12 protein-coding genes and 2 pseudogenes are annotated in these 13,161 nt (G+C 63.0%); 7 read left to right on the top strand and 7 right to left on the bottom strand.

Features of this window, described 5'->3' with window-relative positions:
* Entirely contained in the window at positions 1–957 is a 957-nt protein-coding gene (rpoS, locus tag E4Q08_RS08570) for an RNA polymerase sigma factor RpoS (RefSeq protein ID WP_169070078.1), read from the top strand.
* A gap of 16 nt (positions 958–973) precedes the next feature.
* On the opposite strand, the gene mltB is transcribed toward rpoS, so the two are convergent.
* From mltB to E4Q08_RS08590, 4 genes are read right to left on the bottom strand one after another with little or no spacing between them, the layout of a single operon-like run.
* Complete coding sequence (gene mltB, locus E4Q08_RS08575) at positions 974–2,026, bottom strand: lytic murein transglycosylase B (protein ID WP_169070079.1); 1,053 nt, start codon at positions 2,024–2,026, stop codon at positions 974–976.
* Positions 1,984–3,951, bottom strand: coding sequence for a transglutaminase TgpA family protein (locus tag E4Q08_RS08580; RefSeq protein ID WP_034912025.1), 1,968 nt, complete (start codon positions 3,949–3,951; stop codon positions 1,984–1,986). Before E4Q08_RS08580 ends, mltB begins: the two co-directional genes overlap by 43 nt.
* Positions 3,948–4,910, bottom strand: coding sequence for a DUF58 domain-containing protein (locus tag E4Q08_RS08585; RefSeq protein ID WP_034912029.1), 963 nt, complete (start codon positions 4,908–4,910; stop codon positions 3,948–3,950). Before E4Q08_RS08585 ends, E4Q08_RS08580 begins: the two co-directional genes overlap by 4 nt.
* 5 nt (positions 4,911–4,915) lie before the next feature.
* Entirely contained in the window at positions 4,916–5,851 is a 936-nt protein-coding gene (locus E4Q08_RS08590; protein WP_034912037.1) for an AAA family ATPase, read from the bottom strand.
* Positions 5,852–5,973: 122 nt separating this feature from the next.
* On the opposite strand from E4Q08_RS08590, the gene E4Q08_RS08595 reads away from it, so the two are divergent.
* The 4 genes from E4Q08_RS08595 (at position 5,974) to E4Q08_RS08610 (ending at position 9,862) form a co-directional block, all read left to right on the top strand.
* Complete coding sequence (locus tag E4Q08_RS08595; protein ID WP_034912041.1) at positions 5,974–6,900, top strand: histone deacetylase family protein; 927 nt, start codon at positions 5,974–5,976, stop codon at positions 6,898–6,900.
* A 152-nt stretch (positions 6,901–7,052) separates the two neighbouring features.
* Entirely contained in the window at positions 7,053–7,931 is an 879-nt protein-coding gene (dapA, locus tag E4Q08_RS08600; protein ID WP_034912047.1) for a 4-hydroxy-tetrahydrodipicolinate synthase, read from the top strand.
* A 21-nt stretch (positions 7,932–7,952) separates the two neighbouring features.
* On the top strand, positions 7,953–9,095 hold the full coding sequence (gene bamC, locus E4Q08_RS08605; protein ID WP_034912053.1) for an NlpB/DapX family lipoprotein: 1,143 nt from the start codon (positions 7,953–7,955) through the stop codon (positions 9,093–9,095).
* Positions 9,095–9,862, top strand: coding sequence for an MBL fold metallo-hydrolase (locus E4Q08_RS08610; protein WP_169070098.1), 768 nt, complete (start codon positions 9,095–9,097; stop codon positions 9,860–9,862). Before bamC ends, E4Q08_RS08610 begins: the two co-directional genes overlap by 1 nt.
* Before the next feature lie 76 nt (positions 9,863–9,938).
* Here E4Q08_RS08610 and E4Q08_RS08615 read toward each other — a convergent pair whose 3' ends face one another.
* On the bottom strand, positions 9,939–10,241 hold the full coding sequence (locus E4Q08_RS08615; protein ID WP_034912071.1) for a hypothetical protein: 303 nt from the start codon (positions 10,239–10,241) through the stop codon (positions 9,939–9,941).
* A 199-nt stretch (positions 10,242–10,440) separates the two neighbouring features.
* Between E4Q08_RS08615 and E4Q08_RS24550 the strand changes: the two are divergent.
* Positions 10,441–10,584: pseudogene (locus tag E4Q08_RS24550) on the top strand (ISKra4-like element ISTvi1 family transposase); the annotation flags it as partial.
* A 22-nt stretch (positions 10,585–10,606) separates the two neighbouring features.
* Here the strand turns inward: E4Q08_RS24550 and E4Q08_RS08620 are convergent.
* Together E4Q08_RS08620 and epmB are read right to left on the bottom strand one after the other, a co-directional pair.
* Positions 10,607–11,452 (bottom strand): DNA ligase, encoded by an 846-nt coding sequence (locus E4Q08_RS08620; RefSeq protein WP_169070080.1) that lies wholly within the window; start codon positions 11,450–11,452, stop codon positions 10,607–10,609.
* A gap of 42 nt (positions 11,453–11,494) precedes the next feature.
* Positions 11,495–12,523 (bottom strand): EF-P beta-lysylation protein EpmB, encoded by a 1,029-nt coding sequence (epmB, locus tag E4Q08_RS08625; protein WP_169070081.1) that lies wholly within the window; start codon positions 12,521–12,523, stop codon positions 11,495–11,497.
* Between the two features lie 40 nt (positions 12,524–12,563).
* On the opposite strand from epmB, the pseudogene efp reads away from it, so the two are divergent.
* Positions 12,564–13,134: pseudogene (gene efp, locus E4Q08_RS08630) on the top strand (elongation factor P).
* Positions 13,135–13,161: the final 27 nt, after the last annotated feature.

Here is a 13,161-nt window from a genome sequence, read left to right on the forward strand (position 1 = left end):
ATGTCCGGCGCTTTCGATCCTGATGCTGATTCCTTCGGCGACGATCTGGAGCAGCCGGATCTCTTTTTAGAGGAACCGGTATTGGCGCCGGACTTCGCACCGGGCGGGGGCTCACCCGAGGCCGAGTTGCTCAATGACGTCACCCAGCATTACCTCAACGAGATCGGAGCCAAGCCCCTGTTTTCTCCGGCCGAAGAGGCGGTATGGGCGCGGCGGGCACGCGCCGGTGATTTCCTGGCCCGCCAGAAAATGATCGAGCACAATCTGCGCTTGGTGGTCAATATCGCCAAGCACTATTTCAACCGTGGCCTGCCCTTGCTCGACATGATCGAGGAGGGAAATCTCGGCCTGATCCACGCGATCGAAAAATTCGACCCCGAGCGCGGCTTCCGTTTTTCGACTTATGCCACCTGGTGGATCCGGCAAAGCATCGAGCGCGCGATCATGAATCAGTCACGAACGATTCGCCTGCCGGTGCATGTAATCAAGGAAATCAACCTCGTGCTGCGCGCCATTCGCCATCTGGAGCTGGCCAACGGGCGGGAAATCTGCATCGACCAGATCGCCCATCTGATCGATCGGCCGAGCGACGATGTGCGCCGCGTGATGGCCCTCAACGAGCGTATCGCTTCGCTCGACGCACCCTTGCAGGTCGACCCGAGCCGATCGTATGGCGATGCGCTGGCCGACGAGAGCCTGCTCGATCCGGATGAACTGTTGCAGTCCAACGAGCTTGGCGACTTGCTGAAAAAGTGGGTCGGGCAACTCTCCGAAAAGCAGCGGCAGGTTCTGCAACGTCGTTACGGTCTCGCGGGCAAGGAGGCCTGCACCCTGGAAGAAATTGCCTTCGACCTGAAACTGACACGCGAGCGGGTTCGTCAGATCCAGATCGAGGCGCTCGATCACCTGCGCCGTGTCATCCGGCGCGAAGGCGGCACCGCCGACAACCTGCTCTGACGGCCACGGCAGTAGATCAACGCGCTTCGGCAAGCCTGTTGTGCGCCGTGCGTAGCGCTTCGGCGAGTTGAAAGACCGACATCGCGTAGAAGCTTGATCGGTTGTAACGGGTGATTACGTAGAAATTGTCGAAGCCGAGCCAGTATTCGGTGGCCGCTCCCGGCGTCACCAGGTCGATCAGGGCCGCTGTGCGATCGCCGTCAGCAGCGGCGACTGCGACCACCCCCTCGGCGGCCATCTCGCGCACCGTCAGCGCGGGCTTGATCCCGGCCGCGAGCAATCCCGCCGGATCGCCGCTGACACTTGCCGGTACGGCAACCGGAGCGCCGCTCTGCCAGCCATGCTGCTGCAGAAAACGGGCAACGCTGCCGATGGCGTCGATGCTGCTGCTGCGCAGGTCAATGCGGTCGTCACCGTCGAAGTCGACGGCAAAGCGGCGCTGGCTGCTGGGCATGAACTGCGGGATGCCGATGGCACCGGCGTAGGAACCCTTGATCTCGAGCGGGCTGACGCCGTTTTCACGCGCCAGCAGCAGAAACTGCTCGAGTTCGCCGCGGAAGAACTCTGCGCGCGGTGGGTAATGGAAGGCGAGCGAAGCGAGCGCTTCGAGGACGCCAAAACTGCCCATGTTCTGGCCATACACGGTCTCGACGCCGATGATCGCCACGATCACTTCGGCCGGTACGCCGTAGATCGCCTGTGCGCGCTGCAGGGTAGCGGCATGTCTTTGCCAGAACGAGAGGCCGCCACCGATGCGCAGGCTGTTCACAAAGCGCTCGCGATAGCGTTGCCAGGAGCGCTGCTTTTCGGGAAAGGCCGGCGGGCGGATGGCGCGCAGCACCGTGGCGTTCGGGTGGATGGCGGCGAACTGCCGCGTCAGGTGGGCGACATCAAAGCCGTGCTGTTCGTGCATGCCGATGATGAACGCCTGGACCTCCGGTTCCTGGCTGAAGCCGGCCCCCGGCTGACCGTGGCCAGGCAGGGACAGCAGACAGCCGAGCAGCCCGAGCGTCGCGAATGATTTGTTCAAAGCTCTTTTCTCCTTGTCGGTGGCAGGCGGCGCATGCATTGTTGCAGCCGTCGCAGTGGCTCGTCGCCGCTGCGACCGTAGCGCAGTTGGGCATAGCAATCGGCGGCCTCGCTGGTGAGTGCAGCCAGTTCGGGTCGTTCGCGCGCGACCCTTTGCGCGAAAGCGAGTGGGCCTTCCCATGCGGCGCGGCAGACTCCCCGGCGTGCCAGTTGTGCGCAGTAGCGTTGCCAGGCACGCTGTACCGGATCGACGCGGCGACGTCGGGGTAGTGTCCACAGTGTGACGATCAACAGCGCCAGTCCGCAGAGTATGGCCAGCGACGCGGTCATGCTCTGCCAGTCGGGGTCGCGCAAGCCGATCCGTGACAGCAGTTCGCGCTGGCGTTGCGGATTGTAACCGAGCACCCATTGATTCCAGCTGTTGTTTGCCGCCTCCCAGCGGTTGCGCAACTGGCGCAGCCAGTCCCTGTCGAGCCGGATGATGCTCGGCAAGGGCTCACCCTCGGGCAGCGCGGCAAGGATCCCCTGTTCGATGCGTGACGGGGCGACGGCAGCCGTCGGATCGATACGCACCCAGCCCTTGCCGGCAAGCCAGATTTCAGCCCAGGCGTGGGCGTCGGATTGGCGGACGACGAGGTAGCCATCGACCGGATTGAGCTCGCCGCCCTGGTAGCCGACGACCACTCGCGCCGGAACCCCGGCCGCGCGCATCAGGAAAACGAAAGCCGATGCGTAGTGTTCGCAGAAACCGCGCCGCGTGCCGAACAGGAATTCATCGACGGCGTCCACGCCGAGCAGCGGCGGGCGCAGCGTGTAATGGAAATCTTCCTTGCGGAACATCGCCAGCGCTGTCGCGGCGATCTTTTCCGGCGGCAGCGACTGCCACTCGCTGGCCAGGGCGCGGGCGCGCGGATTGATTTTTTCCGGCAGCGTCAGTGCCTGTTGCAGGATACCTGGCGCCTCGATGCGGTTGGCACGGTAGTCTACTGCAGAGATGAAGGACACGCGGCTGCGAATGCGCAGCCGTTCGCGCGCCAGTGCTTCGAAGGTGGGCGCCAGGGAACTCTCGGGCGGCAGGCTGGTGACGACGTCGAGCGCCAGCAGCCAACGCTGGTTGTGCGCTTCGAGAATGCTGGTGTAGGCATAGGAAGTGCCACTGGCCTCGATTACCGGTTCCGGTTTCGGCAGCCCGGCTGCTGGCGTTGCGGCTCGCCAGGTGATTCCGTCATAGCTGTCGAAGACCGGGCCGCGCCAGTAGAGATCGGCCTTTTCCGGCGTCTCGCCGGCGAAGCGGCTACGAAAGGCGATCGCGCCCGACTGGATCAGATTGCTGATCGAACCCGGCGACATCTGCTCGGACAGGCCACTCAGCCCGGCATGGGCGTCCTCCGGCAATCCCCAGAGCGGACCCGTGACGCGCGGGAAAAGCAGATAGAGAATCAACAGGAAAGGCAGGGCCTGCAGCAGCAACAGGGAGGCCTGCCGGGCAATCGCCGTGATCGGCTGGGCACCGCCATGCAGCCGGATCAGGGCGCCTGTCAGCAGGGTCATGGCGACCAGCAGCCAGAGACCGGTGGGAATGCTCTGCGAATAGAAATAGTGGGTCAGCAGGAGAAAATAACCGAGCATGACCATCACCAGGGCATCACGCCGGTGGTGCGTTTCCAACGGTTTGAGGGCCATGAACAGGACCAGCAGGGCGACGCCGGTATCCTTGCCGAAGAGGCTGTGGAATTGCCAGGCGACACCCGCGACGCCAGCGATCACCAGCAGGGCCAGCGACCAGCGCGGTGGCAGCGGGCGACGCCGTTGCCACAGCCAGACGCGCCAGAGCATGGCGCTGGCGACCAGCAGCGACAGCCACAGCGGTAGATGCCCGGCATGGGGTGCGGCGGTTGCCAGCGCACCGGCGAGCAGCCAGGGCACCGTGCCGTGTTCGAGCGCGTGCGACGGCTGGCTGCTCATGGCGCCGCACCGTACAGCGCCAGGGCCTGCAGGCAGTTCGTGCGATGTGCGCTGCCCTGCGCCGGCGCGATCTGCAGCCCCGGGAGCGTCAGACCGTAGCGCACCTGCTGTTCGTCGGCGGTCATCACCCAGCCGGTCAGGATCGACAGGCGATCCTCCTGGCCGCACTCGGGCGGCGTCAGAGACCAGTCGAGCCACAATTCATCGCTGGCCCCGCCGGCAAACTGCTTGACCAGCAGCAGTTGCTCATCGGAGCGGCGGGCCACCGCTTTCCAGGCGATGTGTCGGGTCGGGTCGCTGGGCTGGCGTGCTCGCAGACCAGCGAAGTCCTCCTGCCCGCTGTCGCCGTGGTGATGGTCGGCCTGCGCGCCCGCTGACGGGCCTGGCAGGGGTGTCCGCAACGGCCTGGGATAGACCATGCACGACCACAGCGGGTGCGGGTAGCTCCAGGCGTGAAACAGACCCAGCGGGTAGCGCGTGGCAAGCGTCACACGCCCTGGATCGAGGCGGCCACGTCGGGCGGTGCTGTAGGGAACGGCCACGATCACGCGCCCTTCGGAGGGAACGTCAACCGTGACTCCCGGCTGCTCGCCAAAGGAAAACTCGAGGGCGCGCCGCGACTGCCTGCGGGCGTTATCCAGTTGCAGCGGGAAGCGTGCCAGATCGCCGGCAAAGACTGCTTCGGCGCGCCCCGGAGTCAATCGCAGGCCGAACAGATTGTGAAAGGTGTGCACCATCGCCACTACGCCGAGGCCGGCGAGCAGAAAAATCAGCGCGTGCCCGAGGCTCAGGTTGTAGTTGATGGCGCCGATCAGCATCACCGCGAGAACGCCGGCAAAAAGGACACCGGCGCGCGTTGGCACGATGAAGATTCGGCGTTGCCCGAGCACGATCGGCAACTGCTCGTCACGTGCCAGACGGAACAACCAGCGCTGCAAGGCTGCAAGGCGGATGATCATGACCGTTAGGGGAGTGGCAGCGATCGAATCAGGGCGGCGATATCTTCGGCACCGGCGTGGCTGCCGCTGAGCAGCCGCAAGCGATGGCAGGCGACGGCGGGCAGCACCGCCTGCAGATCTTCCGGCAGGACCATCTGGCGACCGTCGCTGAATGCCCAGGCGCGTGCCACGGCGAGCAGTGACAGGGCAGCGCGCGGGCTCAGGCCATGCACCAGACGGGCGTCCTGGCGTGTCGCCTCGACCAGCGCCTGCAGGTAGTCAAGCAAGGCCGGCGAGCTGTAGACCGTGCTCACTCGTTGTTGCAGCGCAGCAAACTCGCCGGGGCCAAGGCAGGTCGACAGCGTCGGCAACTGTTCGCGGCGGCCACCGCTCTCGAGCAGCGCGCGTTCGGCGTCGTGGTCCGGATAGCCGAGTTCGATGCGCAACAGAAAGCGATCGAGCTGTGATTCGGGCAAGGGGAACGTGCCGATCTGGGTCGAAGGGTTTTGCGTGGCGATCACGAAGAACGGTTCCGGCAGCGGTCGCGTTTCTCCCTCGGTGGTCACCTGCCCTTCTTCCATGGCTTCGAGAAGGGCACTCTGCGTCTTTGGGGTGGCGCGATTGATTTCGTCGGCGAGCAGCACCTGTGAGAATACCGGGCCGGGGAGAAACCGGAAATTGCCGCTCTCTCGGTCGAAGATCGAGACGCCGAGGATGTCGGCCGGCAGCATGTCACTCGTGAACTGGATGCGCGCGAACTGGAATCCGAGCACCCGCGCCAGGGTGTGCGCCAGCGTCGTCTTGCCGACGCCCGGCAGATCTTCGATCAGCAAATGGCCTTTTGCCAGCAGGCAGCATAGAGCCAGGCGGGTTTGCGTGCTCTTGCCGAGGATCACCGCGTTGGCGGCGGCAAGGATTCTGGTGACCGGGGAGGGTCTCGTCGTCGGGAGGATGGGCTGCATGGTTTGTCGCATGGCTTGTCGTGGTGGCGCAATTGGGATGATAATAAACCATCAGCCGATAACTCGATTTCCCGCAGTTTCCACTGTTCCTGACAGTGACACTCTGCGATAGAAAGGCCATAGTGACCAGCACCGCATTCATCACCCATCGCGACTGCCAATTGCACGACATGGGTTCGTATCATCCGGAAGCTCCCGAGCGTCTGAACGCGATCAACGACCATATGATTGCGCAAGGCCTGGATTCGTATTTCGTTTATCATGATGCTCCATTGGTCACTTTTCAGCAGCTCCATCGCGTCCATACCGCCGCGCATCTGGAACGGCTGAAGCGGGCTTCACCCGAGTTGGGCATCGTACACCTCGACCCGGACACAGCCATGAACCGGCACACCTGGCAGGCGGCTTTGCGCGCTGCCGGGGCAGGGATCAAGGCGGTCGACCTGGTGATGGCCGGTGAAGTCGAGAACGCCTTCTGTGCGGTGCGTCCGCCGGGACACCACGCCGAGCGGGCGGCAGCGATGGGCTTCTGCTTCTTCAACAATATTGCCGTGGCGGCAGCACATGCGCTGGGAGCACATCACTTGTCGCGCGTCGCGATCGTCGATTTCGACGTCCACCACGGCAATGGTACCGAGGATTGCTTCAAGGGCGACCCGCGCGTACTGATGGTCGGCACCTTCCAGCATCCGTTTTACCCCTACAGCGGCACCGAACACCCGGCCTTCAACATGTTGAATGTGCCCCTCAGCCGGGGAACCGACGGAGAGGAATTCCGGAATGTGGTAAGCGACATCTGGATGCCGCGTCTACGCGAGTTCCAGCCCGAGATGATCCTGATTTCGGCAGGTTTTGACGGCCACTACGAGGACGAGATGGGTGGCTTGAAACTGCTCGAGAAAGACTACGCCTGGGTCACTGTACAACTGAAGCAGCTTGCCGAAGAATTCGCACAGAAGCGGATCGTGTCGATACTCGAAGGGGGTTACTCACTGTCGGCTCTGGCGCGCAGCGTGGTCGCCCATATTCGGGTGCTGGCCGAGATATGAGCGTACCGTGAAAGTCGCGGAGCGTTGCCGCTTCGCATTCTGCTGGCGGCCACCGTTTTTCATCGCCATGGCGGCGCCTTTCGGTTAGAATCCAGTGTTTCATTTCTACCGGGAAAACCCCCCGGTGAGTTTCCCAGGCTCCCTCCAAGACCATGATTACTGGATCGATTGTAGCGATTGTCACACCCATGCACGCCGACGGGAGTCTCGACCTGCCCGGCCTGCGCCGTCTGGTCGATTTCCACGTACAGGAAGGTACCGACGCCATCGTCATCGTCGGTACGACCGGCGAGTCACCGACGGTCAACCTCGAAGAACACTGCGAACTGATCCGTGTCGCCGTCGAGCAGGCGGCTGGTCGCATTCCGGTGATCGCCGGCACGGGTGCCAATTCGACTTCCGAAGCGGTCGAGCTGACGCGCTTTGCCCGACAGGCCGGCGCCGATGCTGCGCTGTCGGTAGTACCGTATTACAACAAGCCGACACAGGAAGGACTGTATCGCCACTTCCGGACGATCGCCGAAGCCGTCGATATCCCGGTGATTCTCTATAACGTACCGGGCCGCACGGTCGCTGATCTGGGCAATGACACCGCGCTGCGTCTGGCGGAAATCCCGAACATTGTCGGCATCAAGGACGCCACCGGCAACATGGATCGCGGTATCGAGCTGATCGCGCGCGCGCCTGCCGGTTTTGCCGTGTATAGCGGTGATGATGCGAGTGCCTGTGCCTTGATTCTGATGGGTGCGAGCGGTGATATCTCGGTGGTCGCCAATGTTGCGCCGCGCCTGATGCACGAAATGTGTGCCGCCGCGCTGGCTGGCGACGCCATCAAGGCGCGAGCATTGAATGCTCGCCTGCTCGGCCTGCATCGGCAAATGTTCTGCGAGGCGAACCCGATCCCCGTCAAGTGGGCGTGCCAGGAACTGGGTTTGATCGATGCTGGGCTGCGACTGCCACTGACGCCGTTGTCGCCGGATTGTCACGCCCGTGTCCGTGCCGCCATGGATCAGGCGGGCGTACTTGTCTAGATTTCAGTTCAGGGTGGTCAAATGAGTCTTGCCGTATTGCGCTGTCGAGCCGCGCTTCTACTGCTGCTGCTCGCGGGTTGCGGTGGTTCCCTGCTCGAACCCAAGCGAATCGAGTACAAGACGGCTGCGGCCACCAATGTGCCGACGCTGGAAGTGCCTCCTGACCTGACCTCACCCACGCGCGATGACCGCTATGCCGTGCCGGACACCATTGGCAAAGGGACGGCCACCTACTCGGCGTACACCGCCGAGCGTTCGCCGCAGGCGCGGGCACAGCAGAAGAGCGAAGTCCTGCCCGAAGTAGACCGGGCGCACATCGAACGTTCCGGCAATCAGCGCTGGCTGGTGGCCGCTGGGGCGCCGGACAAGCTCTGGGGGCAGGTCAAGGACTTCTGGCAGGAAACCGGTTTTGTGATCAAGCTCGAACTGCCTGATGCCGGGGTGATGGAGACCGACTGGGCAGAGAACCGCGCCAAGATCGAGCAGGACTTCATCCGCAACCTGCTCGGCAAGCTGATCGACTCGGTCTACTCGACGGCCGAGCGTGACAAGTTCCGTACCCGTCTGGAACCGGGAAGTACGCCGGGGACCACCGACATCTTCATCAGTCATCGCGGAATGTACGAGATTTACGTCACCGAGGGCAGGGATCAAACCAAGTGGCAGCCACGTCCGGCCGACCCGGAACTCGAAGCCGAGATGCTGCGTCGTTTGATGATTCGCCTGGGAAGCGACGAGAAGCGCGCTGCCGAGGCCGTCCGGGCGGCGCAGGAAAAGCCCGTCGAGCGAGCACGGCTGACGCGAGGTGCCGACGGGGCAGGTACCCTAGAGGTCGAGGAATCGTTCGATAGAGCCTGGCGGCGAGTCGGTCTGGCGCTGGACCGTGTGGGTTTCACGGTCGAAGACCGGGATCGTTCCAGGGGCCTTTACTTCGTTCGTTATGTCGACCCCGAAAGCGACAACCAGAAGAAGGAAGACACCTTCTTGTCGAGGTTGAATCCCTTCAAGGGCAGTTCTGCCGACAAGGTACAGATTCAGTACCGCATCTTCGTGCGTGAGGCAGGCAGCCTGTCGACAGTCCAGGTGCTATCGACCGAGGGTGGTATTAGCCAGTCCGATACGGCAAGGAAGATCCTCAATCTGCTCTACGACCAGTTGAAGTGATCCGTTTCGCGTCTCTGGGTAGCGGCAGTCAGGGTAACGCCCTGATTGTCGATGCCGGCGAGACGAAAGTGTTGCTCGACTGCGGCTTTTCGGCACGCATGGCGACAGCCAGATTGGCCAGGCTGGGCACTGCCCCCGATGAGTTGACCGCGATCGTGGTGACGCACGAGCATGCCGATCACCTGGAGGGGGTTTTCGCTTTTGCCCGCAGTTACCAACTCACGGTGTATCTTACGCACGGCACGCACGCCGCAGCATCCCAGGGCAAGACTGCCTTGCCCGAATGCCGGCTGATCGACGGTCAAACGCGCTTTGCCATCGGCGGCCTCGAAGTGCAGCCCTTCCCGGTGCCGCACGATGCGCGCGAACCCGTACAGTATGCGTTCAGCAACGGTCAGCAGTGCCTTGGCGTTCTCACCGACAGCGGCTCGATCACGCCCCACATCGTGGAGGTTCTGGGTGCCTGCGACGGGCTGGTACTGGAGTGCAACCACGATCAGGCGCTGCTCGCTGCGTCGAATTATCCGGCGCGGCTCAAGCAGCGAATCGGCGGGCGCTTCGGTCATCTGGAGAACGATCAGGCGGCAGACTTCCTGCGGCAGGTCGATACCCGGCGCTTGCAGCATGTGCTTGCGGCACACCTGAGCCAGCAGAATAATCGGCCGGAACTGGCCGCCAGGGCACTGGCGTCAGCGCTGGGCTGCAGCGAGAACTGGATCGGTATCGCCGACCAGGAAGGCGGCTTCGGCTGGCGGCAGCTGGTCTGAACGATGCGTCTCGTTTCCAGGCAATGAAAAAGCCGGCTTGCGCCGGCTTTTTCATTGCCTGGAAAGGACAGACCGATTACTTCTTCATTGCGTCTTTGGCTGCGTCGGCAGCACCTTGGGCAGCAGCACCAGCAACTTCCTTGGCCTTGTCTGCGGCGGCTTCGGCGGGCTTGGCGGCTTCGGCGGGTTTGGCGGCATCGGCGGCCGGAGCAGCAGCCGGAGCAGCAGCCGGAGCGGCAGCAGGGGCAGCAGGAGGAGCGGCCGGAGCAGCGGCGGCAGGAGGAGCGGCCGGAGCAGCAGCCGGTTTGGCTTCTTCCTTCTTGCCACAAGCGGTAACGGCCAGAGCGATCAGCGCAGCAACGAGGAGAGAATTTTTCATAATGGGGTTCCTTATCGACAATGGAATGATTACAACGAGCCAAAAGCTTAATGGTTGACCGGCGAGCACGTCGACCAATTGTTAATTTTAGCACCGATCCGCCGGGCGGCGCCCATTCTCCTGAGAAAGGGGTGTGATTCAAAGTGATGCAAGCCCCATAATTTCAGCATTTTCTACTGATCCACCGGAGGGGACACCCATGCTAGCCATTGACCGCGACCTGATGTGGCTGGAGCGCCTGAATCGTCATCCGGTATTGCGTGCCCCTATGGAAAGCTTGCTGAGCGTAGTGGAAGACGCTGCCGGAGACTTGGAGAAGGCAGATGCAGCGGAACGTGGAGTAGAGAACTTTGTGCACGCGCAGCCTACAGATCACGCGGACGATGGTAGCTGGCGAATCTGGGCAGCCCGCGACCGGTCAGTTCGCGATAGCGGAAGGTAATCAAGGTGCCTACCGGTGGCGGCTGGCGACGGTCTGCGTCGCTGAGACCAGTGCCGAGCATGAACTCGACACCGCCAGCGGTCCGTACACGCAGGGCGCCCAGCATCCCGGCATACTTGCCGCGGCCGGGCTGATGGCCGATCACCGTCGCCTCGGCATCGTGCCACGCTTTCAGCTTGAGCAGGACATCGCTGCGACCGGTGACGTACGCGGCATCCGCGCGGTGCAGCATCAGTCCCTCGCCACCGCCTCGGACAATCTGTTCGAGCTTCTTTTCGAGCGCCTCGCGAGAGCCGAATTCCCATTGCTCCACCGCCTGCAACCAGGGCAGCGCCAGCCTGGCGGTCAACTCGCGCAGGGCCAGCGCCCGTTGACGAAAAGTGCCGGGCGACTGCGGCAATTCGAAAACCAGATAGCGCACCTGCTGCCATTGCGAGTCATCCGGCGTTTGCCGACGGACGATACCAGAGAGCCGCTCGAAATCGCCGCGGCCAATCCATAACTCGCCGTCGAGCGGCTGCGCCGGGAACTGGGCGACAAACCAGGACGGAACCTGGATCGTATGGCCCTTGCGCGTGCGTAGCGCCTGCCCATCCCAGAATGCGCGCACACCGTCGAGTTTCTCGCTGACCAGATAGAGTGCGACATCGGCCTGACCTTGCTCGGTTTCAGCCAGCAACAGCGGCAGACTCTCCGCTGCCGGCAAGGGCAGTGCGGTGCCAAGCAGAGCAGCCCACGCCAATGACTGAACGATCGGATTACCACGCATGGCTTCATCCTCCTGTAAACGTCGTGACGAAAAATCGCGGCCTCAAGGCGCGACGGGACCCACCGGGATCTTCGACGCCGCGTGCGCGACCTCGCGCACGAAGCGTGGCACGAGATAGCCCGGCAAACGCGCGAGCAACGCTTCGTGCAGGCCATGCACGCTTTGCTCGGCGACCTCGAAATGCGCGGCGCCTTGCACGTGATCGAGCAGATGCAGGTAATAAGGCAGCACGCCGATTGCGAACAGGCGCTCCGACAGATCTGCGAGCACCTGCACGTCGTCATTGATTCCCGCCAGCAGCACCGTCTGATTGAGCAGCGTGATCCCGGCATGGCGCAAGGGTTTGAGTGCGGCGGCCACCGAATCATCGAGTTCCTGTGCATGATTGACATGCAACACCAGACTCACCTGCAGGCGGGTATCGGCCAGCAGGCTGAGCAGCGCGGGGGTGATGCGTTGTGGAATCACCACCGGCAAGCGGCTGTGAATACGCAGACGGCTGACCTGCGGGATCGCCTCGATCTGGCCGACCATCCACTGCAAATGGCGGTCCGCCACCGCCAGCGGATCGCCACCCGACAGGATCACTTCGCTGATCGAGTCATCGTGGCGGATGTAGTCGAACGCCTTCGACCAGTCCGCCCGCGACGCTTGTTTTGCCGCGTAGGGGAAGTGGCGCCGGAAACAGTAGCGGCAATGGATGCCGCAATGGCCGGTCACGATCAGCAGCACGCGTCCGTGGAACTTGTGGATCAGCCCCGGCACCTTGTTGGCTTCGGCCTCTGCCAGTGGGTCGCAGCCAAAGCCGGGTTGCGGCCTGCTTTCGGCGATCAGCGGCAGTACCTGCTTGAGTAGCGGATCGTCGGGCGTCGCCGGCTGCATGCGCGCGACGAAGGAACGCGGAACCCGCAGGGAGAAAGCCTGACGGCGGTCGATGGCCAGGGCCTGCGGAGAAAGGCCGAGCAGCTTCAGCAGTTCGTCGCCATCGCTGATCACCGTCTGCAGCGCCCCTTGCCAGGGCTCGGCCTGCGCATCCTCGCCCTGCCATTTGGCGAGGCTTCGCGCTATCATGGCGCCCTTCATATTTATCGACGATCTCACGAGGGATGCAATGGCGAGCTATTCTACCAACGAATTCAAATCGGGTTTGAAGGTCATGCTGGACGGTGACCCCTGCATGATCCTCGAAAACGAATTCGTCAAACCCGGCAAGGGTCAGGCTTTCAACCGCGTCAAACTGCGTAACCTGAAGACCAACCGCGTCTCGGAAAAAAACCTTCAAGTCCGGCGACTCGGTGGAAAGCGCCGACGTCTTTGACTGCGAAATGCAATACCTCTACAACGACGGCGATTTCCACCACTTCATGGAACCGGAAAACTTCGAGCAGCATCAGGCCAGCAACAGCACCGTCGGTGACGCTGCACTCTGGCTCAAGGAACAGGACCTGTGCACCGTGACGCTGTACAACGGCACACCGCTGGCAGTGACCCCGCTCAACTTCGTCGAACTGGAAGTCGTCGAAACCGAGCCCGGCGTCCGTGGCGATACCGCCACCGGTGGCAACAAACCGGCGCGCCTGTCCACCGGCGCGACGGTCAAGGTGCCGCTGTTCGTCAACCAGGGGGAAATCATCAGATGCGATACGCGCTCGGGTGAATATGTGTCGCGCGTGAAAGCGTAATGCTTTCGCGAATGCCAGCCCTCCCCC

The sequence above is a fragment of the Candidatus Accumulibacter contiguus genome (assembly GCF_012940005.1).
Taxonomy (GTDB): Bacteria; Pseudomonadota; Gammaproteobacteria; order Burkholderiales; family Rhodocyclaceae; genus Accumulibacter; species Accumulibacter contiguus.